Below are 20,258 nucleotides of genomic sequence, written 5' to 3'. Positions count from 1 at the left end.
ACCAAGACCATCACACCGGGTCGCTCACTCCAAGACAATCAACTGATGGCCATCGGGATCAGCCAGCCGCAGGCCGCGCCGCCAGGGGGGGAGAGCCTCGCCCAGGTCGATCACCCCTGATAGCAGCTGGCCGCCGTAAGCAGCCACCTGGGCAGCTACCTGGTCAAGATCGCTCACCGCCAGACGGATGTGCCAGTGGGCCAGGTCCTGCAGGGCCTGATCGGGCGGCATCGGCAGCCCCCGGTTGGGCGGCTGGTACTCCAGGGTCTCGATGCCCATGCCCTGCGGGCAGCGCAGGGGCGTGATCGTCACCCGGGTCTCCGCCAGCCCATCGAGCCGGTCCTGCTCCGGGCCACTGTTTTCGCCGCTAGGCAGCGCCTCCAGGCCGAGCACGGCTGCGTAGAAGGCGCGGCTACGGGCGGTGTCCGCGATGGCGATGGCGCTGTGATCGATGCCGAGCAGCCTGGGGATGGGGCCTGGGCAAGGCTGGTGCCAGCGGCCATCGCCCTTGTCGGCGGGGAACTGCAGCAGCTCAAGGTTATGTCCATCGGCATCGCGGAATTTGTATGCCCTGATGCCGGCGGCGGCGGTGTTCCAGTCCGGCAGCCGCTGGGGGGCCTCCGACACGGCCGTGAGTGAGCCGTTGGCCAGCAGCGGTTGCAGATCCGCGTACAGGGCTTGGAGATCGGGCGTCACCAGGCAGAGGTGCTGGAACCAGAGATCACAGCTGCGCGACTCGGGAGGAATCTCCCGGCCCGGCCGCTGGCCCTCACCCGGATCCAGCACCTGAAGCAGATCCAGCCGCTCCTCCCCAACCCCCAGCCGCAGCCGGCGCAGCTGCCCCAGTCCCAGACCCAGCAGAGCGGCCTCGGCGCCCCCCTCGATGCAGTCCTGCCCCAGCAGCGTGAAGCCCAGGCTGTCGCAGAAGAAGGCGGCGCTGCGCTCGGCATCGCGGCAGGTGAAGGCGACGGACTGGATCTGCGGACAGGGGCAGATGGGCGTGCTCATGCTGCGGATGGACCGGCTCATGCTTCTGTGCCTGAAGCGGGGTGAACGGCCGCTGCGGGCCGCTGCAGCACGATGCTGAGCACGCCACCCAGGGTGATCAGCGCGGTGCCGAACCACACTGGTGGGGTGGGTTGTTCGGCGAACCAGATCCAACCGATCAGACCGGCAAACACGACCGATGAATACTGAAAGGCGCCGATCGCCCCCGGTTCGGCATAGGTGTAGGCCTTGATCAACAGGAACTGAAAACAGGCCAGGCAAGCGCCCGATGCCACGACCGTGACCCACTGAGACGAATCGATGCCGCTGAGCAATCCTGCGCCAACGCCGGCCGGCCGCAAGGGCCCGAGCACCGCCACGGTGGCGCCGATGCTGCCGATGATCAGGAAGTAGGCCATCTGGGTGAGCGGCGATTCGCTCTGGTCCAGCCGCTTCACGGCCAGAAACTCCACCGCGCAGAGCAGACCGGCCGCCAGCCCGAGCAGATCACCCGGACGGGTGAGAAGAGAGGCATTCGGCTGCACCACGATCACCATCCCGGCGAAGCCGATCGCGAGGCACCACCACAGGGCGCGGGGCACCTGCTGACCGAGCACCAGCAAGGCCAGCAGGGGGATGAACAGGGGCGTGGTGTTCAGCAGCACATTGGCATTGACCAGATTCACCAGCCGAGCCGCGGTGATGAACAGGAAGAATCCAGCCAAGCCGGTGCAGCTGCGCAGCACATGCAGATGCAGAACGCTGGTGCGCAGATCCCGCCCGCCCCGCAAGAGCAGCCAGGGCAGGATCAGCCCAAGGGCGATCACGAAGGTGAGCCAGGTGAACTGCATCGCCCCCATGCCGCTGCCGAGGGCCTTGCCGAAGGCACTCTGGGCGGTGTTCGCCAGAAAGGCGAGCACCAGCAGGCCGGAACCCAGCATCAACGAGCCCATCGTGGTCTCCACCCGTTGGGGGGGTGTGGATGTAGTCACAGTCGCCACCGCCACAGGGCCGCACCATCGCCCCATGCTTACCGTCAAGGGCATCCCTGTCACCCGTGGGTACTGTGACCAACACCGCCAATCCTGAAGCCGCCCGCAGCCTGGCCCACCTGCTGGAAGGCAAGGTGGCGATCGTCACCGGCGGGAACAGCGGCATCGGCAAGGCGATCGTGGAAGCCCTGGCCCATCGCGGCGCCAAGGTGGTGATCGACTACCGCTCCCATCCCGAGGCCACCGAAGAGATCGAACGGGAAATCGGCGCCTTCGGCGGCAGCAGCTATGGGGTGCAGGCGGATGTCTCGAAGCTCGATGATCTTCAGGGCCTGGTGAAGGCGGCGGTGGAGAAATACGGCCGCCTGGATGTGATGGTGAACAACGCCGGCATCGAAACCCGCACCTCGATTCTCACCACCACACCCGACGACTACGACAAGGTGCTCGATGTGAATCTGCGCGGTGTGTTCTTCGCCACCCAGTACGCCGCCCAACAGATGATCGCCCAGGGCGGCGGCGGCCGCATCATCAACATCTCCTCGGTGCACGAAGACTGGCCGATGCCGAACAACACCCCCTACTGCCTGGCCAAGGGCGGCATGCGCATGCTCACCCGCACCGCCGCCCTGGAACTGGCCCCCCACGGCATCACCCTGGTGAACGTGGGTCCCGGCGCCGTGGCCACCCCGATCAACGACTCCACGATGAACAACCCGGAGTTGCTGGCGAAACTGGATGCCGCCATTCCCCTGGGGCGCATGGCCCGGCCGGAGGAGGTGGCCAATGTGGTGGCGTTCCTGGCCAGCGACGACGCCAGTTACATCACCGCCACCACGATCTTCGCCGATGGCGGCATCATGCAGAGCAGCCCGGGCCTCTGAACCGGCATCAGCAACAGATGACGCGCGGTTGGCTGGGGAGCCAGGTCGCCGATCCGGAAGGAAAGGTGCTGCTGGCCCAGGGCGGGGTCGCCTTGCTCACGGCGGCCTGGGTGCTGTTCTGGCCGGTTCCCACCGAGGTGCGGGGCAGGGGGGTGTTCATCGTGCCCAACGCCGCCCGGGTGGTGGACGCCCGCGCCGAGGGTCAGATCCTGGCGATCCCGGTGCGGGTAGGGGAGCGGGTGCGGCGCGGCACAGTGCTGTTCCGCCTTGATCTGCCGGCCCTGGAGCAGGAGGTGCAGCGGCAGGAGCGGGATCTGCGCGAGCTGGAGAGCATCGATGCCGACCTGAGCCGCCGCGACCGGATCCGGCTGGCGGCGGCGGGGCGGGTGCGGGACACGGCGGTGACCAATCTGCGGCGGGAGGAGGAGCGGCTGGGGGCCTTGCGCCGCACCTACGACCAGAAGGCGGCCGATTTCCGCCTGCTGGCCCAGCGACGGGTGGTGGCACCCCTGGCCGAGGAGGTGGTGGCCACGGAAGACCGCAGCACCCAGCTGGCGGTGGCGATCGAGACCGTGCGCATCCGCGAGAAGGAGGCCCTTGATGCCTTCGAGAAGGTGAAGCTCGAGATCGAAACGGAGCGGCAACGGCGCCGCTACGGGATTGAGGACAGCCGCCGCAGCCTGCGGGTGCTGCGTGCCCGCCTGGCCTACGACGGCACCCTGCTGGCGGATCGTGATGGCACCCTGCTGGATCTGCAGGTGGTGCGGGGCCAGTCGGTCAAACCAGGCCAGCGTCTCGGCACCCTGGCCGAGGGTGAGGAGGGTCCCCTGAAGGCCGTGGCCTACTTCGCCCCGGCCGATGCCCGCCGGCTGCGGCCGCCGCTGCCGATGGAGGTGGTGCCCGACTGGAATGAGCGCGGCCGCTTCGGGGGGATCACTGGCCGGGTGAAGCTGGTGGGGCTGCTGCCGGCCACCCGGGAGGATATCGACACCACCCTGGGCAATCCCCAGCTGGCCGAGGCCCTTGTAGAGCGCGGTCCGGTGATGCGAGTCGACATCCTGCTCAACTCCGACGGCAGCACTGCCCCCAACAGCAGTGACCCCAACAACAGTGACCCCGACAGCAGTGACCCCAGCTCCGCCGGTTACCGCTGGACCCTGTCGCGCGGCAGCACGGTGTTCCCGATCCGTGCCGGGCTCACGCTGCGGGCCCATGGATACGTGGAATGGCGGACGCCGATCAGCTATCTGCTGCCGGTGTTTCGCGATCTCACCGGCTCCTACCGCAACCTCGGCCAGGAGCGCCAGGACGTGCCGGCCCTGCGCCAGCGGGGAACCCTGCCATGAAGCTGTCCAGCTCGCCGCTGGGCCGGGAACTGCCGTTGCTGATCGTGGAGATCGCCCTGTTGGTGGTGCTGCTGCATGCCAACGCTCCAGAGGTGTGGTTCTGGTTTGCGGTCTTACTGCTGCTGCTGCTCTGGCGCTTCCTGGCCTGGCAGGCACGACGCGGCGAGCGTTCCAGGGCGCCGCAGGGACCTCAGGAGCCCGTCGACTCCCCTGCGGCAGCGGCCGGCAGCACCAGCGGCAGCGACACCGGGGCTCCGGGCTGATCCGGCACCGGCAGCAGCTCCCGCAGCAGCTGGGCGTAACTGCCGTTGGCCAGGGTGATCGATTCGGCCACCCCCTCCATCGCCTGGGTGAGCAGGCGGATCGTGTCGCTCACATCGGTGTAGTTGGCCAGCCCGAGCTGGTAGCGGGCCCGCACATCCCGGAAGGCCTCGCGGGCGGAGCCATAGGAAGCCCGCGCCGCCAGGATCTGCTCAAGGGCGGCCCGGTGATCGAAGAAGGCGGCCTCCAACCGCTGGCGGATGGCATTGCGCCCCTCGGCCAGGGCCTGGGTGGTGCGGTCGGCGGCAGCTCGGCTGGCTCCGGCAGCGCCGCTGCTCACCCCGGCGTCGAACAGGCGCCAGCGCAGCTCCAGCCCCGCCTCCCAGGCGCCGTTCTGCTGATAGAGCTGCGGGATGTTGGTGGCCGCGCAGCAGCCGCGCAGCTCGATCTCGGGCTTGTCCGCAATCCCCTCGCCGTAGCCGGCCCGGGCGTAGAGGCGCAACTGCGGCAGCAGCTCGGCGGCACGGCGGTCGGCCTGGCGCAGCAGGGCCTGACGGGCAGCCTGCAGGGCGAGCAGTTCCGGGTTATCGCGGAAGCCCGCCACCACGGTGCGCTCCAGATCCAGGGGCCAGGGGGGCTGCAGCCGCACCGCCTCCGGTGTGGTGAGGGTCACGGTGAAGGGCACGTTCAGCAGGTTGCTGAGCTGCCGCTGGCGGCTGCGCCGCTGGGCTTCGGTCTGGGCCAGCCGGTAACGGCTCTGCTGCAGGGCGGCCTCGGCCCGCAGCCGATCGAGCCGGGGCACCAGGCCACTGCCCTCCAGGGCGATCACCTCCGCCAAGACGGCCGAATCGTTGTCGACCACGGCCTGGCGGATCCGCCGCAGCTGCTGGGCGAGCTGGAGGGAATAGAAGCTGAGGCTCACCTCCAGTTGCAGCTGGCGCAGGCGGTTGGCGTAGCGGTGTTCTGCCGCCTCAAGCTCCTGGCGATTCTCCGACAGGGCGGCGCCCCGCTCGAAGTTCACCAGGTCCCAGCGCAGCGCCAGAGCAGCGGTGCCCAGCAGCTGGTTCTCCCGGATCCGGTTCCAGCCGTTTGGATCCACCAGAAAGGGCGATCCGGCTGGGTAAAGAGCAGCGTTGTCTTGCCACACCTTGTTGTAGCTGGCCATCTGGCGGCCACCGCCGCCGAGCTCCAGCCACAGCTCCGGCCAGAAGCGGCCGCGCACCGAGCGGAGCCACTGTCGGCGCTCCTGCACGCTGGCAACCTCCTGGGCCAGGGCCGGGCTGTTGCGCAGGGCCAGCGCCAGAGCAACGGGCAGGCTGAGGCGCACCTCCTGCTCGATCGTCACGGCGACGGCAGCGGCTGGAATCGTTGCCGGTGCAGGGGCGGCCAATTGCTCAAGCAGGCCCTGCTCGGCGGGGCTGAGGCCATCGCCACCAGCCGAGCCAGGCAGACCGGCGGGGTCGACCTCGCCGGCGGGAACCACCTGATCCAGGGCGGCTGCATCCCGCTCGAAGCGCTCCAGGCTGCGCAGCAACAGCTCCGAGGGGGGCGGCAGGCCCGCGGCCGCCGCCGCCAGACCCGGGGCGAGCAGCACTGGCGCGATCAGCACCTGTGTGATCAGCCCAGAAAGCAACCAGCCACGGCGGCGACGACGAGGGCGGCACTCCTTCCCACCAGCGTCGATCACGACGACGGCGGCGGCGGTGACGGTGGCGTGCCGGGGCCGCTGGAGCCATCGCGGGAAGCTCCGGCCACCATCGCGCTGGTGCGGGCCAGGCAGCCGATCGAGAAACAGATGGCCCCACTGCCGAACAGCCCCCAGTCCCAGCGGAGGCTGGTGTCCCGTTGCCGCAAGGCCAGCAGCACCACCAGAGCCGCCGCCAGCCAGGGCAGGGTGACCACCAGGAGCAACCGGTTCGGGAGCATCGGGCAGGGGATCAGCGGGAGGTGAGACGTTCGAGCATCCGGCGCTCCTCGGCCAGGCGCTGGTTGGCCCGGGCCAGCTCCCAGGAGAGCTTGGCCACGCAGCCGATCGAGAAGCAGATCATCGCGCTTCCCACCAGGCCCCAGCCATGGGGGTGGAGGCTTTCGTCGTCGGCGCGGAGCAGGCGCACGGCCACAACCCCCACAAAGCTGGCAGCGGCCCAGGGGCCATACACCCAGAAGCGGAGCGACGCGGGCATGGGCTCAGTCGAGGGCCGCCTCGATCAGGTCGGCGATCAGCAGATTGTCGAGCGAGAGGGCGCCGCCGCCAGCGCAGATCAGCACCAACCCCATCACCACATAGACGGCGGCCTTCTCCCAGCTGGGCGGCTCCCCCACCCCACCGGGCCCGGCGTAGTCGCCGGCAGGGATCTGATAGGGATCCGGGGCGATGAAGGGCGTGCCCTTGGCAATCTCCAGCACCATCGCGTAGGCCATCGACACCAGGATGGCCAGAGCCGCCAGGGGCGTGAACAGCCCCGGCAGCAGGGCGATGCCCGAGCCCCACATCGAGAAGGCGGAGAGAAAGCAGAGCCACACCGGCGTGTTCAGCGCCCGTGCCCAGGTATCCAGATGGCGCAGCTTGGGCCAGCCGTGGCGGATGAAGGCCACCCCCAGGAACAGACGCAGCAGCAGCAGGGCCCAGGGCAACAGGCCGGAATCCCCCGCCAGCCACACCGCAGCTGTGGCGAGCCAGGCCGGCAGGGCCACGGGCAGCCATTCGAGGATGGTGAGCTCCATGGCGCTCAGGGGGCGGGCCGGGTTTGCAGCCACCGTAGGGAGAACCCGCTCACCCCGCAGGAACAGGCGGCCTCCGGCCGATCACGCTGTGGCGTCATGTCCTCATTCGGCGCTGCTTTCCGGTGCACTTTCCGGCTTCCCCTCCGCCTCCCGCCGCTCCAGACCCACCTCCACCTGCAGGTGCTGATTGGCGCGGCCGGTGATCAGCAGGGCGGCGCGCTCGCGGGTGGCGATCTGCCAGAGCCATTTGGTGAGCAGGGTCAGGCGGTTTTCGCTGTCGGGCATGAAGGCCAGGTGGGCCAGCCCCCACAGCAACCAGCCCAGGGGGCCGCTCACCCGCAGGCCGCGCAGGTCGGCCACGGCGTGGAGGGGGCCCAGCACCGCCATGCTGCCCAGATCCAGCCACTGGAATGGGGCAGCATGGCGGCTGCCGCGGCTGATCGCCAGCAGGTCGCGGGCCACCCAGCCGCCCATCTGAACGGCCGGGCCGGCCATGCCCGGCAGCGGCTTGCCATCGGCGGTGTGGCTGTAGGAGCAGAGGTCACCCACCACACGGATCTCCGGGTGCCCCGGCACGGAGAAATCCGGCTCCACCACCACCCGGCCGCCCCGATCCACCGGGCAGCCGCAGCGTTCCGCCAACAGCCGGCCCAGGTGGGAGGCGCGCACACCGGCGGTCCAGCAGATCGTGGCCGCCTCGATGGTCTGCTCGCCCGCGGCCGTGCCCACCACCACCCGATCCGCCTCGATGCTTTGCACCCGCCCGCCCAGCAGCAGCTCCACCCCCACCCCGCGCAGGTAGTCGCCCGCCTGGCGCGACAGACTCGGATGCATGGCCCGCAGCAGCCGATCGCCGGGGTCCACCAGGGTGACGCGGGTGTCGGCCGGATCGAGCTGGCGAAAATCCCGGGCGATCGCATGGCCCATCAGCGCGATCACCGAGCCGGCCAGTTCGCAGCCGCTGGGCCCGCCGCCGATCACCACCACAGACTGCAGCAGGCGGCGACGCTCTGGATCGGGGGTCTGCTCCGCCTCCTCCATGGCCTCAAGCAGGCGACGGCGGATCTCATCGGCGTGCTCGAGGATCTTCATTGGCGGCGCCAGTGGGCGCCACTCCTCATGGCCGAAGTAGGTGCTGCCCGATCCGGCGGCCAGGATGAGGTGGTCGTAGCGGTAGCGGCGGTCGTTGAACACCACCTCCTGCGCCACCGGATCAAGATCCACCACCTCCCCCAGCAGCACCTGCACGTTGGGGGCCTGGCCCACCATCTGCCGCAGCGGTGAGGCCACGTCCGCCTCGGACACCAGGCCCGTGGCCACCTGGTAGAGCAGCGGCTGGAAGAGGTTGAAGTTGCGCTTGTCGATCAGCGTGACCCGCACCGGCTGGCGGGCCAGCACGTGGGCTGCCTTGAGACCGGCGAAGCCTCCACCCACGATCACCACATGGGGGCAATCCTTGAGGCTGGCGTCGGCGGGCTCGAGTTCCAGGAAGAAGCGTTCCTTCGCCATCGGCGTCCAGCCACTGAGCGCAACCTATTCACGCCATCCGGATCGGTCTGTTCCATGTCACCGGCTGCGGTCAGGCGGCACAGTGACAAGCGGCGCAGCGTTGGAGCGGATGCAACGGTCGAGCGGTGTAGCCGGTCGAGCCGCGAATCCTTGGCCATGCTGGGGCCGACCTCTCCTGTTCCGCCATGACCCTGGCCGCCCTGCGCTCCTTCACCGCCCGTCTCGCCGCTGACCCTGCCCTGCGGGACAAGGTGCACGCCGCCAACGGTCTTGACGAGGTGGTGGCGATCGCTGCAGAACAGGGCGACACGATCTCCAAGACCACGTTGCTGCGGGAGCAGGCTCGCGCAGTCGCTGAGACCCCCGATCACCATCTCGAGGGCATCAACAGCTGGGCCGATGCCCTGATGGTCTGCTTCGGCGCCACAGACAAAGACTGAGCTCAGGCTGCCTGAGCTCCGGCTGAGCCCCCAGGGATCCAGCCGATTCATGCAGCCCAACAGGCCTCAGGCGATCGCCGCGAAGCTCTCGCGGAATGCGGCGATCGTGGCGTCGATGTCGGCGTCGCTGTGGGCCAGGGAGGTGAAGCCGGCCTCGAAGGCGCTGGGGGCCAGGTAGAAGCCCCGCTCGAGCATGGCGCGGTGCAGCCTGCCGAAGCGCACCGTGTCGGCGGCCTTGGCGTCTTCGAAATTGCGCACCGGCCCCTCACAGAGAAAGAAGCCAAACATGGCGCTGATCGATCCACCGGTGATCGGCAGCCCGGCATCGCGGGCGCCCTGCTGAATGCCGTCCGAGAGGCGCTTGGTGATCGTCTCGAGCCGCTCGTAGGTGCCGGGTTGCTTGAGCAACTCCAGGGTCTTGATGCCGGCGGTCATCGCCAGGGGGTTGCCGCTCAGGGTGCCCGCCTGATACATCGGACCAGCCGGAGCCACCATCGCCATGATGTCGGCGCGGCCGCCGTAGGCACCCACCGGCAGGCCACCGCCGATCACCTTGCCCATCGTGGTGAGATCCGGGGTGACCCCGAAACGGGCCTGGGCGCCGCCGTAGCTGATCCGGAAACCGGTCATCACCTCGTCGAACACCAGCAGGGCGCCGTGCTCCTTGGTGAGTTCGCGCAGGCCCTCAAGGAAGCCCGGCTCGGGGGTGATGAAGCCGGCGTTGCCCACCACCGGCTCCAGGATCACGCCGGCGATTTCGCCGGCATTGGCAGCGAACAGCTCCTTCACCGCCTCCAGGTCGTTGTAGGGAGCGGTGAGGGTGTTGGCGGTGGTGCTGCGCGGCACCCCGGGGGAATCGGGCAGGCCGAGGGTGGCCACACCGGAGCCGGCCTTGACCAGGAACATGTCCGCGTGGCCGTGGTAACAGCCCTCGAACTTAATGATCTTCTCGCGGCCCGTGAAGGCCCGGATCAGGCGCAACACCGACATGCAGGCCTCGGTGCCGCTGTTCACGAAGCGCACCATCTCGACCGACGGCACGGCCTCGATCACCAGCTCCGCCAGGGTGTTCTCCAGGGCGCAGGGGGCACCGAAGCTGGTGCCCTTGTCGAGGGCCTCATGCAGGGCTGCGATCACCTCGGGATGGGCGTGGCCACAGATCGCCGGACCCCAGCTGCCGATGTAATCGACATAGCGGTTGCCGTCCACATCCCAGGCATAGGCCCCCTTGACCCGATCGAAGAAAATCGGTTGGCCACCGACGGAGCGGAAGGCCCGTACCGGCGAGCTGACCCCGCCGGGCATCAGCGTCTGGGCGGCGGCGAAGAGCTCCTCCGAACGGGTGGTGTTCAGGGCCGGAGCCGATGCGGGAGCCGTGGTGGAGGCCGAGGTCAAGGCGGAGTCCGAAAACGGTGGAAGAATCCGGCGGACAGGAGCGATCAGGTGGCGCTTCGGCGGGGAAGCTGCCACGGGTCGTGTTCCCCGACACCGCAGGAATGATCTCCATCCTGACCCAGAACGGAACCCCCGCGTGCAGCCTCGGTAAGTTCTTGGTGGCTGACAGGGGCGTGTGACGATCGACTGGGCCGCTCTGGAACGGCAATGCCGCCGCCTCCTGCCGGCGCGGGCAGTGGTGGCACGGCGGCAGGAGCTCCTGGCCTACGACAGCGACGGCCTCACCCTGCACCGCCACCAGCCCCCTCTGGTGGTGCTGCCCGAGACCACCGAGCAGGTGGCGGCACTGCTGCGCCTCTGCGACCAGGGGCAGATCCCCTTCGTGGCCCGGGGCAGTGGCACCGGCCTCTCCGGCGGCGCCGTGGCCGAACAGGAGGCGCTGGTGGTGGCCACCAGCCGGATGCGCTCGATCCTGCAGGTGGATCTCGACAACCGCCAGGTCACCGTGCAGCCCGGCGTGATCAACAGCTGGGTGACCCGGGCCGTGGCCGGTGACGGTTTCTATTACGCCCCCGATCCCTCCAGCCAGGTGGTCTGCTCGATCGGCGGCAACGTGGCCGAGAACTCCGGCGGGGTGCACTGCCTCAAATACGGCGTCACCAGCAACCACGTGCTGGCGCTGGAGGTGGTGCTGCCGGACGGCACGATCACCAGGCTGGGCGGTGACCTGGCCGAACAGCCCGAACTCGACCTGCGCGGCGCCTTCATCGGCAGTGAAGGCACCCTCGGCATCGCCACGGCCATCACCCTGCGCCTGCTGCGCGCTCCCCAGAGCGTGGCCGTGCTCCTGGCCGACTTCGCCTCGATGGAGGCGGCGGGTGAGGCGGTCCGCCTGGTCACGGCGGCCGGTGTGCTGCCGGCGGGGATGGAGATCATGGACAACTTCACGGTCAACGCCGTGGACGATCTGTTCGGCCGCGATGAGTACCCGCGCGATGCAGCGGCGGTGCTGCTGATCGAACTCGATGGCCAGGAGCGGGAGGTGAGCGCGGCGGTGGAGCTGGCCGGCGCGCTCTGCCGCCAGGCCGGCGCCCGCACGATCCGCCAGGCCACCGATGAGGCCGACAGGGCCCTGCTCTGGAAGGGCCGCAAGAGTGCCTTTGCAGCCGTGGGCCGGATCACACCCACCTACTACGTGCAGGACGGCGTGGTGCCGCGCAGTGCCCTGCCCTCGGTGCTGGCGGCGATCGAGCGGCTGGCGTGCCAGTACGGGCTGCCGGTGGCCAACGTGTTCCACGCCGGAGACGGCAACCTTCATCCGCTGATCCTCTACCGTGCCGACGACCCTGGCGTGAGCGACCGGGTGCAGCAGCTCGGCGCCGACATCCTTCGCCTCTGCATCGAGGCCGGCGGCAGCATCACCGGCGAGCACGGCGTCGGCAACGACAAGCGCTGCTATCTCGACTGGATGTTCGCCCCCGACGATCTGGCCACGATGCAACTGGTGCGGCGTGCCTTCGATCCCCAGGGTCTGGCCAATCCCGGCAAGATCTTCCCCACCCCCCGCAGCTGCGGGGAATCGATGCGACGCCAGGTGCGGCTGCAGCAGGAGGGGGTGACGCTGCCGGTGGCAGCCTTCTGATCAGGGTGTGACAGTCAGCCGTTCGGTGGCTGAGCCTCCAGCGGCTCGGGCAGCCAGCGCTGCGCCTGCAGCGTCAGCAGCCAGGCCGCCGCGAAGCAGGCCGCCCCGATCCACTGCTGCCGTACCAACGCCACCAAGGCCACACTGCTGGCGCCAATCCGCAGGCAGCGCACCGCGAACCTGGCCAGGGTGACAGCTCGGGTGGAGCTGGGGTCAGGAGAGGGGGGCATCGGGGGCGCTGCGCGGGGAGGGGGAACGGGGGCGCGAAGGCTGTTCAGGAAGCGCCGCCAGCAGGGCGGAGATCGTCAGCAGGGCGATCAGAGCCCACCAGCGCCGCCTCAGGGTGATGCGCGGCAGGCGCGGCATCCACCGCAGCCAGCCGCGACGCCGGCGGCGATGCGGCGCCAGCTCCACCACCGTGCCGGTGAGGGGACGACCGCAGCGGCCACACACCATGCGGCCCGCCAGACTGCGATCGGCGCGTACCGCCCAGCTGCCGCAGGTAGGACAGGCCATGGGTGCCCTGAATCGGTGCTGCGTCGTTCTTAACCAGCAAACCACGGCTCCGTGATCGAACCGCTGCCGCTCGCTGCCCTGCCGCTCTCAGATCTGCCGCTCACTGACCTGCCGTGCCTGCCCGTGGCGGTGGTGGGCCATGTGGAGGTGGTGAGCTTCCTGGGGCTGACGCAATGGCCCCGCCCCGGAGTGATTCAGCATGCCAGCGCCTTCGCGGAGGAACCCGCTGGCGGAGGGGCCGTGCTGGCGGTGCAGCTGGCCCGGCTCACCGGCGCCCGTGTGCCCTTCTTCACCGCACTCGGCCGCGATCGCGTCGGGCTGCAGGCCGCCGAACGGCTCGAAGCCCTGGGGCTGGAGTTGCACGTGGCCTGGCGCGATGCCCCCACCCGCCGGGGCATGAGCTTCAGCGATGCCAGCGGTGAACGCAGCATCTGCGTGATCGGCGAGCGACTCGCGCCCAGAGCCAGCGATCCCCTGCCCTGGGCTCGGCTGGCGGCGATGCGGGGGGTGTTCGTCACCGCGGCCGATCCGGAGGCCCTGCGCCTGGCTCGGCGGGCGTCGTGGCTGGCGGCCACGCCGCGGCTGCAGCTGCCGGTGCTGCAGCAGGCGGGCGTGCCTCTCGATGCCCTGATCGGCAGCGCCCTTGACCCTGGCGAGCAGTTGCCGCCGAATTCGATCGATCCAGCCCCGGCCCTTTGGATCGGCACCGAAGGCGCCGCCGGTGGCCACTGCAGACCAGGCGGGCGTTTCCAGGCCCTACCCCAGCTGCAGCCCGTGGTCGACAGCTACGGAGCCGGTGACAGCTTCGCCGCCGGTGTTAGTGCCGGCCTGGCCGCCGGTTGGTCCCTGGCCGCCGCGCTCAGCCTCGGTTGCCACTGCGGCCGGGCCTGCCTCGACGGGCTGGGCCCCTATGCCACCCAGCTGCGGCTCTGCTGACACGTCTCGGCTGACCCGGTGCATGCCGCGGCAGCGCAGTTGCTTTGGCGGCCATGGCATCCTGGTACGCCCACAAGCCATCGGCGATCGGATGCTGGTGCGGATCCGCCAGGAGCTGGCCGAAGCGGCGCCGCTGGCGGTGCTGGTGGGCGCCAGCCTCGGCTACGGCCTCACCACCATGGTCTCGAGCGCCCTGGGCCAGAACAGCAACCTCAGCCTGCAGGCCCTGATGATCGGCACGCTTCAGATCTTCGGGCCGGTGGGGGTGAACCTGATCTGGATCAGTCGTTCGGCACCGCTGCGGGTGGGTCTGGCGGCGCGGCACCGCTGGCACCAGATGCAGCGGGGTGAACCGCCCGATGCCGGCGGTCCGCGCCTTTGGAGGGAACTGGCCGCGGCGGCGATCACGGCGATGCTGCTGCTGCCTTACTTCGTGGGCTCCGTCCTGCTGGCCGGTGTGGTGGCCACTCCACGGATCGATGCCGCGGGGCAGCTGAGCGAGCTGGTGGGGCAGATCAGCCCGGCTGATCTGGTGCAGACCCTGCTGCGCACGGCCCTGTTTGCCGTCGCGGCCGAAGCGCTGTGCCTGCGCAAGGGCCGCCGGCTGCAGTCGTCTCTCGAGGAATTGCCCCGCCTGATCGCCGATGCCATCCCGGAGTGCTTTCTGATGGTGATCGCCCTGGAGGCGGCCTGGATCACCCTGATCGACCCGATCCACGGAATCGTGCGATGACAGAGCCTCTGACCGCCACCCCTGACCGCCCCCCGGCACGACTCGATCGACCGGTGGTCAGCCGTCTGGGCTGGCTCGTCCTGCTCGGCGCCTTGCTGATGGGCGGCTGGGTGATGCGCGGCATGCTTGTCGAACAGCTGCGCTGGCGCAACAGCTTTGAAGCGCGCCTGCGGACCAGCGATGCCACCGGCATCTGGCCAGGGGTGCATGTGACCCTCTCGGGCTATCGCATCGGCCGGGTGGATCGGGTGCAGCTCGGGCCGGATGGTGTGGTGGTGGTGGATCTGCGCATCGTGGGGCGCTATCGCTCGCTGCTGGGCCCACGCAGCCGCGCCTACGGCACCCGGCCCGGCGTGATCGGCGACAGCGAAATCGCGATCTCCCCCGATCCGAGGCCGCCTGGCTCTGCGGCCGTGCGCAGCGATCTGCTGATCCCCTACGACCCACCCACCAATGTGGCCAATCTCCTGCAGGAGCTGGCCCAGACACGCCTGCAGCTGGATCACACCCTGCAGAGCACCGTGAAGGTGGTGGAGAAGGACCTGCCCGGCGCGATCGGACGCTTCAACGGCACACTGGCGGATGTGAGTCGCCTGGCCGGCACCCTCGACCGTGAGACCGGCAGCACGGCGGCCTTGACCCGCGACACCCTGCGCGCCTACCAGCGCACGGGCGCTGAGCTGGGGCTGACCTCCAGCCGGGTCGATCAGGTGCTGCAGACGACCACACCAGAACTGGTGGGAGCCCTGCGCGAGATCCGCCGCTTCACCGCCGGCACCAATCGCCTGCTGCAGATGTTCGCCGCTCCCCTGCTGGTCGACTCACCAGCCGAACCGGAACCGGCCAGTCCTCTGGTCAGTCCTCCCAGCAAGGCAGATCCATCCGACAAAACAGCCAACTGACGCGGCAACCGACTGGGGAGGCATGGGAAGATCTCCGGGATTGACGCGGGAGTCAGCCTTGATTGACATGCACGCAACTGGCTCCAGCGCAGCAACAACCGACCGGCCTGCGCCAGAGCCAGCTACTGGCAGGCGGGACTCGTTGCTGAACAGACTGGCGCCCATGGCGGTCACGGCCCTCGCCCTTGTCCTGGGTCCTGCGGCCACTGCCGAGGCCGCCGACAACGAATTTCTGGTGCGCCAGGCCGTCGACTTCTACTGCGGCAGCATGAAAACCGAAAACCCCGGCCGGATGACCGATTACGACCGGGGGCTCTACGAAGGCATGGCGATCGGCTTCATCTTCGGTCAGTACCCCAAGCAGGCTGATTTTGTCGAAAAGCTGGGGGAGGATCGCTTCAACCAGCTCTTCTACGGCGGTATTCGAAAGCAATGCCCGTCCAAGGCGTTCGATTGATAGAGGCTCGACTGTCACAGGCGCAGCTGATGGTCGCTGGTCTGCAGAACCTTCGCTGACGGTCGCTGGGCTGTAGTGCAACAGGCTGAGATCTGGCGCCCGGGACCTGAACTGTGTCCATCGCGTCCCACAGGGTGATCCATGTGAGGAGATGCCAATCACACCGGCTCAACGAAAGCCATCAACGTGGGGCATCAACATGAATCTGCATGACAAGACAGCCGGGCCTGTTGCAATGGCGACCGAAGTGCGGCGGGGGTCTGACTGGTGATAGAGATGATCTTCCTCTGATCCGCTCCATGGATTCCCCCACCGCCCTTGCCGCCGTGGCACTGGCTGCTGTCTCCTGGGATGGCAGCCTCACCCGCGCCGGCACCCGTTCCCTGCGCCACCTGCTGGATTATCGGGCTCCCTACAACCAGCGCAGCGAAGCCCAGATGATTGCGCTGATGGATGACCTGCTGGCCGAATTGCGTCGGCTCGGAGCTGAGGGGCTGATGGAGCGTGCAGCCAGTGTTCTCGACCCGCGGCAACGTCACACCGCCTATGCCATGGCGGCGGAGATCATGCGCTCCGATGGTCCCCTGCTCGAACAGGAGCAACTGATCCTCGAGCATCTGGCCGACACACTCGAACTCGATCTGCTCGAAACCACCAAGGTCCTGGAGGTGATGGATGTCCTCCACGCCGCCCTGGACGATCCGGCCTGGTTGCCTCCCAGCATCGAGACCCGGCTCACCGAAGACAAGTCCGTCGCCTCCGTGGCCGTCTGAAGCGCTGCATCCCTGGCTGTGATGCGTCACCGTGATCCAGAGCGGCGATCACTCCGGCTCAGCCAGGCTCGGCTCGGCGAAGAACCTGCAGGCCTCTGACCATGGCAGGAGTCAGAGGCTCTACGGTGCTGGGTAGACAGTCGGGGGGTCGATGCAAGTGGCGACATGACCCGAAGCGAAACCAACCCCAAGGCGACCATCCGCCATTTCAAAGGGCTCGAGCGAGGCCTCAAGGAGCTGAAAAGCGGAGGGGGCGGGATTCGAACCCGCGGAGGCTTTCACCTCGCTGGTTTTCAAGACCAGAGCCATCAACCACTCGACCACCCCTCCAGGGGTCGCTTCGGGTTGAGGCTCAGCAGCCACTGCCCGAATGCTGCACCATTGTCCCACAGGCATTTCCCTCCCTGCCGCTTCCACCGTCATGGTTCCGCAACGTCGGCACAAGCTCCGAGGCAGTTCCTTCGCTGGACAAGCAGCAGACATGGATAAAATCTATTACCGTTCCGATCATCGTGTTCCCGAATCGGAGGAGATGATTCTCCCCCGATTCGGAGCAGACACCAGTCGGACCTTGATGGCCCCTCAGAAGCACCTCTCGATCCAGAAGACTTTCGCCCTGATCGCCCTGATCAACGGCGGAGTGCTGTTGTATCTGATTATCTATAATTTTACCCTGCTCAGAGGAGAGACTGCCGAGCAATCTTCAGTTTATGTCTCCCTGCTGCTGACGCTCATCCTGGCAGTTCTTGCCATTATTTCCTATCGCATCATCTTCGCCCGGATCGTTGCACCTCTGGCCCGGCTGGTCGAGGAAACCCGCCGGATTGAAAGCAATGATCACGATATCTATCTCACCGTCAAAGGGAAAGACGAGGTCAGCCTGCTTGCCCACACCTTTAACCTCCTGCTCTCCAACATGCGGCAGGCGTTTGACGAGATTGATTCCTCCAATAAGCAGCTTGTTCATGCCAATCGCCAGATTTCAGAATCGCTTCGCTATGCGGGCTTGCTGCAGCGCTCCATTCTTCCCGACCGTCAGCTGAAAGATGTCTTTGGCGACGATCATTTCATCCTCTGGCAGCCTCGTGACACCGTTGGTGGTGATTACTACATCCTCCATACTGAGCCCGATCGCTGCCTTGTCGGCGTGGCCGACTGTGCCGGCCACGGCGTCCCCGGAGCCATGATGACGATGATGGCCAGAGCTGGCGTGGATCGTTCCGTTCAGGAGATGGGACTCGATTCCCCAGCGGCACTGCTTCGGGCCATCGACCATTCGATGCGGAGCCTGCTCGGAGATGCTCAGCTGAGTCGGGCGATCGCCACCAGCATGGACATGGGCCTGGCTCTGATTGATTTTCAGAATCGCTTGATCCGCTTTGCAGGTGCAAAGATCACTCTCTACGCAAGCAACGGCGTTGATGTCATCAAGCAAAAAGGAGACAATCGCGCCATCTGTGATCGCCGAATTGGAGCCTATCAAGATTATGATGTTCCTTTGCGTCAGGGATATACCTACTATCTCACCACTGATGGCTATCTTGACCAATCCGGTGGCGAGTATGGCTTCGGCCTGGGCAGCGAACGGTTCTCTGCCTGGCTCCTCCAGCACGCCGCCAAGCCCCTTCCCGATCAGCGCCGGGCATTCTCAGAGAGCCTGGCTGAATTTCGTGGTGCTCTTCCCCAGCGTGACGACGTGACCGTGTTGTCGTTTCGATTCCCGTAGATGTCAATACCAATCATTTTCTCTACGGACAGCCCCTCATCCACCATGAGCATGCAACCATTAAGTCTGCCCGAAAGGATTCTGCCACGGTCCTGGATCTTGCCATGACAATCACGATCCAAAATCTGTCAGCCTTACGCCAATACTTTAGCGCTGAAAGTATTTTCATCTGCTTCAATGGTCCCGTCTCTCGCAGCCTCATCAGCGAGATCGGTTTGGCCTTGAAAAATCACATTGAATCCATCGAGGCCAGCCAGACAGCTGCGATTGATGTGTTCAGTGTCTACGTGGAAATGAGCCAGAATATCCGTCATTACACCAATTCGCAAGGATACAATGAAGCCGACTCAACCGCGACCGTCGTGATCGCAGCCTCTGATGAGCTGCACTACTCGGTCTCGGCTGGCAATGTGGTGGAGCAAGCTGATGGGGAAAAGCTGTTGGAGCGAATCATGGAGCTTGCAGCACTTGATAAGATGGAGCTCAAGGCACTCTATAAAAGCCAACTCCGTCAACCACGCAATCAAGAGGCTGTCACAGGCGCCGGCCTTGGCTTGATTCAGATTGCCCGGATCGCCTCGCGCCCCTTGGAAGCTAACCTAGATCTGCTGGACGACGGACGAGCCTTCTTCAGTCTTCGCGCCATCATCTGAGTGCCTATGGATTCGCCGACCGGCCCAAACCTCAGCCTTCCCGCCAGCCAGTCGACGCCTGCGATCGATGCTGACTGGGCAGCGGGGCTGCTGGTGATGACCGGTGAATCCTATCCGGAAAACACCTACGAACTCTTTGACCAGGTGATCTCTTGGGTGGAGAACTATCTGGAAACTGGCAAGATGCCGCTGAGGATCAACCTAAAACTGAATTATCTCAATACCAGCAGCATTCGAGCGATGATCGATATCTTTGACCTTCTCCAAACTGCTTTCGATGAAGGAGGAGATGTTGCTGTTCACTGGATTTACGATACTCGCAATCCACGCTCTGCCGAGCTAGGCGAGGAATTCAAGGAAGACTACTCCTTTCCTTTTGATATTATGACCATAGAGAGCTGATCATCATGACCGCCAAGGAGAGTAATGATGAGCTAGAGCTGCTGGTGCAGCAACTCTTGGAGGATGAAGCCCATCATGGCCACCCTCTACATGACGCACTCCAGCAACTTTGGCGGCGCATGGCTCTGCAGCTGACGAAGCTGGAGCACGTCACCGACACTGACCACCCTGCTGAGGCCGCTACTGACAAACCTTCCGATGGTGCTGCTCACAACACCGCTGAAATTGCTGCTGCTGCTGCCGCTGCTTCGTCGCATCATCACTCAAATCTGTTGCACCGCTATGACAGGCAACTGCACCGACTGGAGCGCGTGATCAAAATTTCAGATCGCTATCAGGCGATGCTGAAAGATCTGAATCAAAGCCTGCATGAAGCGGCAACCCATGACCAGCTCACCGGGATTCCCAACCGCCGGTTAATGGCTGATCGCTGCCGAGATGAGGATGAACGCGCTTCCAGGCATGGCACTAGCTACTGCATGGCCATCTTTGACGCAGACCTTTTCAAGTCCGTGAACGATACCTATGGCCACGACATGGGCGATCGTGTCTTGATTGAGCTGGCTGCAGTCTTAAGGGGTGGCATGCGCGAATACGACCTTTGCGCCCGCTGGGGCGGAGAAGAGTTTCTGGCTCTTTTCGTCGGAAGCAGTGCAAAGACCAGTCTGGAAATCGTCAGCCGCCTCCTGCAGAATGTGCGCAACTTGACAATCTCTGCAGACGGCCAAGAATTGCGCGTCACCATGAGTGCTGGCTTGGCAGAGCACGAACCTGGAGAAACCTACGTGGAGACCTTCACACGTGCCGACGCCGCTCTCTATGAAGCCAAGCAGAGCGGACGTGATCGCTGTGTCTTTCATCAGTTCGGCATTGACTGATCAATCTGAGACTTAAAGCCAATCAGGACCAATCCAAGTCTTAAAGCCAATCAGATTGATCGTGGGCGCGCTCAAGATCGCAACATTCCAGGCTGAGATGCC

At 66.3% G+C, this 20,258-nt stretch carries 24 protein-coding genes and 1 tRNA gene; 14 read left to right on the top strand and 11 right to left on the bottom strand.

The features are described from left to right. Positions 1 to 24 precede the first annotated feature (24 nt). Positions 25 to 1,008: a VOC family protein gene (locus tag KQ310_RS09080; RefSeq protein WP_259721425.1), complete on the bottom strand. Its 984-nt coding sequence runs from the start codon at positions 1,006 to 1,008 to the stop codon at positions 25 to 27. Between the two features lie 17 nt (positions 1,009 to 1,025). Further along, the gene (locus KQ310_RS09075; RefSeq protein ID WP_259721424.1) at positions 1,026 to 1,988 is read right to left on the bottom strand and encodes a DMT family transporter; all 963 of its coding nucleotides are present in this window, start codon (positions 1,986 to 1,988) and stop codon (positions 1,026 to 1,028) included. A 56-nt stretch (positions 1,989 to 2,044) separates the two neighbouring features. On the opposite strand from KQ310_RS09075, the gene KQ310_RS09070 reads away from it, so the two are divergent. Genes KQ310_RS09070 through KQ310_RS09060 form a run of 3 tightly spaced genes read left to right on the top strand, consistent with a single transcriptional unit; the run spans position 2,045 to position 4,472 of the window. Then, positions 2,045 to 2,863, top strand: a complete 819-nt coding sequence (locus tag KQ310_RS09070) for an SDR family NAD(P)-dependent oxidoreductase (protein ID WP_399238013.1) — start codon at positions 2,045 to 2,047, stop codon at positions 2,861 to 2,863. A gap of 17 nt (positions 2,864 to 2,880) precedes the next feature. Next, on the top strand, positions 2,881 to 4,209 hold the full coding sequence (locus tag KQ310_RS09065) for a biotin/lipoyl-binding protein (RefSeq protein WP_259721423.1): 1,329 nt from the start codon (positions 2,881 to 2,883) through the stop codon (positions 4,207 to 4,209). After that, positions 4,206 to 4,472 carry a hypothetical protein gene (locus KQ310_RS09060; RefSeq protein WP_259721422.1) on the top strand — a complete coding sequence of 89 codons (267 nt, stop codon included), beginning with the start codon at positions 4,206 to 4,208 and terminating at the stop codon, positions 4,470 to 4,472. Before KQ310_RS09065 ends, KQ310_RS09060 begins: the two co-directional genes overlap by 4 nt. Here KQ310_RS09060 and KQ310_RS09055 read toward each other — a convergent pair. From KQ310_RS09055 to KQ310_RS09035, 5 genes are all read right to left on the bottom strand, one after another. Next, the gene (locus KQ310_RS09055; RefSeq protein ID WP_259721421.1) at positions 4,400 to 6,079 is read right to left on the bottom strand and encodes a TolC family protein; all 1,680 of its coding nucleotides are present in this window, start codon (positions 6,077 to 6,079) and stop codon (positions 4,400 to 4,402) included. The two genes, KQ310_RS09060 and KQ310_RS09055, sit on opposite strands and share 73 nt — an antisense overlap. A gap of 74 nt (positions 6,080 to 6,153) precedes the next feature. Further along, a complete protein-coding gene (locus KQ310_RS09050; RefSeq protein WP_259721420.1) occupies positions 6,154 to 6,396 on the bottom strand; it encodes a hypothetical protein in 243 nt (80 codons plus the stop codon). An 11-nt stretch (positions 6,397 to 6,407) separates the two neighbouring features. After that, positions 6,408 to 6,653, bottom strand: a complete 246-nt coding sequence (locus tag KQ310_RS09045; protein ID WP_259721419.1) for a hypothetical protein — start codon at positions 6,651 to 6,653, stop codon at positions 6,408 to 6,410. Positions 6,654 to 6,657: 4 nt separating this feature from the next. Then, positions 6,658 to 7,227, bottom strand: coding sequence for a DoxX family protein (locus KQ310_RS09040; RefSeq protein ID WP_259721418.1), 570 nt, complete (start codon positions 7,225 to 7,227; stop codon positions 6,658 to 6,660). Positions 7,228 to 7,296: 69 nt separating this feature from the next. Continuing rightward, positions 7,297 to 8,703, bottom strand: a complete 1,407-nt coding sequence (locus KQ310_RS09035) for an NAD(P)/FAD-dependent oxidoreductase (RefSeq protein WP_259721417.1) — start codon at positions 8,701 to 8,703, stop codon at positions 7,297 to 7,299. 185 nt (positions 8,704 to 8,888) lie between these two features. Here KQ310_RS09035 and KQ310_RS09030 point away from each other — a divergent pair, with 185 nt between their 5' ends. Continuing rightward, a complete protein-coding gene (locus KQ310_RS09030) occupies positions 8,889 to 9,143 on the top strand; it encodes a Nif11-like leader peptide family natural product precursor (RefSeq protein ID WP_197170480.1) in 255 nt (84 codons plus the stop codon). A 66-nt stretch (positions 9,144 to 9,209) separates the two neighbouring features. Here KQ310_RS09030 and hemL read toward each other — a convergent pair whose 3' ends face one another. Further along, positions 9,210 to 10,538 (bottom strand): glutamate-1-semialdehyde 2,1-aminomutase, encoded by a 1,329-nt coding sequence (gene hemL / locus KQ310_RS09025; RefSeq protein WP_259721416.1) that lies wholly within the window; start codon positions 10,536 to 10,538, stop codon positions 9,210 to 9,212. Between the two features lie 175 nt (positions 10,539 to 10,713). Here hemL and KQ310_RS09020 point away from each other — a divergent pair, with 175 nt between their 5' ends. Next, positions 10,714 to 12,180, top strand: coding sequence for an FAD-linked oxidase C-terminal domain-containing protein (locus KQ310_RS09020; RefSeq protein WP_259721415.1), 1,467 nt, complete (start codon positions 10,714 to 10,716; stop codon positions 12,178 to 12,180). Positions 12,181 to 12,194: 14 nt separating this feature from the next. On the opposite strand, the gene KQ310_RS09015 is transcribed toward KQ310_RS09020, so the two are convergent. Both KQ310_RS09015 and KQ310_RS09010 read right to left on the bottom strand, forming a co-directional pair. Then, positions 12,195 to 12,410, bottom strand: a complete 216-nt coding sequence (locus KQ310_RS09015) for a hypothetical protein (protein WP_259721414.1) — start codon at positions 12,408 to 12,410, stop codon at positions 12,195 to 12,197. After that, entirely contained in the window at positions 12,394 to 12,696 is a 303-nt protein-coding gene (locus KQ310_RS09010; RefSeq protein WP_259721413.1) for a hypothetical protein, read from the bottom strand. The genes KQ310_RS09015 and KQ310_RS09010 overlap by 17 nt, the downstream gene beginning before the upstream one ends. Positions 12,697 to 12,747: 51 nt before the next feature. On the opposite strand from KQ310_RS09010, the gene KQ310_RS09005 reads away from it, so the two are divergent. The 5 genes from KQ310_RS09005 (at position 12,748) to KQ310_RS08985 (ending at position 16,497) form a co-directional block, all read left to right on the top strand. Beyond that, positions 12,748 to 13,632, top strand: coding sequence for a PfkB family carbohydrate kinase (locus KQ310_RS09005; RefSeq protein WP_259721412.1), 885 nt, complete (start codon positions 12,748 to 12,750; stop codon positions 13,630 to 13,632). 22 nt (positions 13,633 to 13,654) lie between these two features. Beyond that, positions 13,655 to 14,365: an ABC transporter permease gene (locus KQ310_RS09000; protein ID WP_259721411.1), complete on the top strand. Its 711-nt coding sequence runs from the start codon at positions 13,655 to 13,657 to the stop codon at positions 14,363 to 14,365. Continuing rightward, positions 14,362 to 15,267, top strand: coding sequence for an MlaD family protein (locus KQ310_RS08995; RefSeq protein ID WP_259721410.1), 906 nt, complete (start codon positions 14,362 to 14,364; stop codon positions 15,265 to 15,267). The genes KQ310_RS09000 and KQ310_RS08995 overlap by 4 nt, the downstream gene beginning before the upstream one ends. A 163-nt stretch (positions 15,268 to 15,430) precedes the next feature. After that, positions 15,431 to 15,724, top strand: coding sequence for a hypothetical protein (locus KQ310_RS08990; RefSeq protein WP_259721409.1), 294 nt, complete (start codon positions 15,431 to 15,433; stop codon positions 15,722 to 15,724). Positions 15,725 to 16,023: 299 nt separating this feature from the next. Then, positions 16,024 to 16,497 carry a tellurite resistance TerB family protein gene (locus KQ310_RS08985; RefSeq protein ID WP_259721408.1) on the top strand — a complete coding sequence of 158 codons (474 nt, stop codon included), beginning with the start codon at positions 16,024 to 16,026 and terminating at the stop codon, positions 16,495 to 16,497. A 245-nt stretch (positions 16,498 to 16,742) separates the two neighbouring features. Here KQ310_RS08985 and KQ310_RS08980 read toward each other — a convergent pair. After that, positions 16,743 to 16,827 (bottom strand) — tRNA-Ser (locus KQ310_RS08980). A gap of 91 nt (positions 16,828 to 16,918) precedes the next feature. Here KQ310_RS08980 and KQ310_RS08975 point away from each other — a divergent pair. The 4 genes from KQ310_RS08975 (at position 16,919) to KQ310_RS08960 (ending at position 20,156) form a co-directional block, all read left to right on the top strand. Further along, positions 16,919 to 18,223, top strand: a complete 1,305-nt coding sequence (locus tag KQ310_RS08975) for a SpoIIE family protein phosphatase (RefSeq protein WP_259721407.1) — start codon at positions 16,919 to 16,921, stop codon at positions 18,221 to 18,223. A gap of 104 nt (positions 18,224 to 18,327) precedes the next feature. Then, positions 18,328 to 18,876 (top strand): biofilm regulation protein kinase SiaB, encoded by a 549-nt coding sequence (gene siaB / locus KQ310_RS08970; protein ID WP_259721406.1) that lies wholly within the window; start codon positions 18,328 to 18,330, stop codon positions 18,874 to 18,876. Positions 18,877 to 18,882: 6 nt separating this feature from the next. Further along, positions 18,883 to 19,278 carry a biofilm regulation phosphoprotein SiaC gene (siaC, locus tag KQ310_RS08965; RefSeq protein ID WP_259721405.1) on the top strand — a complete coding sequence of 132 codons (396 nt, stop codon included), beginning with the start codon at positions 18,883 to 18,885 and terminating at the stop codon, positions 19,276 to 19,278. Positions 19,279 to 19,283: 5 nt separating this feature from the next. Beyond that, positions 19,284 to 20,156, top strand: coding sequence for a GGDEF domain-containing protein (locus KQ310_RS08960; protein WP_259721404.1), 873 nt, complete (start codon positions 19,284 to 19,286; stop codon positions 20,154 to 20,156). The last annotated feature ends 102 nt before the right edge of the window (positions 20,157 to 20,258 follow it).

The sequence above is a fragment of the Synechococcus sp. CS-1328 genome (assembly GCF_025128095.1).
Lineage (GTDB): Bacteria > Cyanobacteriota > Cyanobacteriia > PCC-6307 > Cyanobiaceae > CBW1002.
This window is presented reverse-complemented; position numbering and strand designations above follow the sequence as displayed.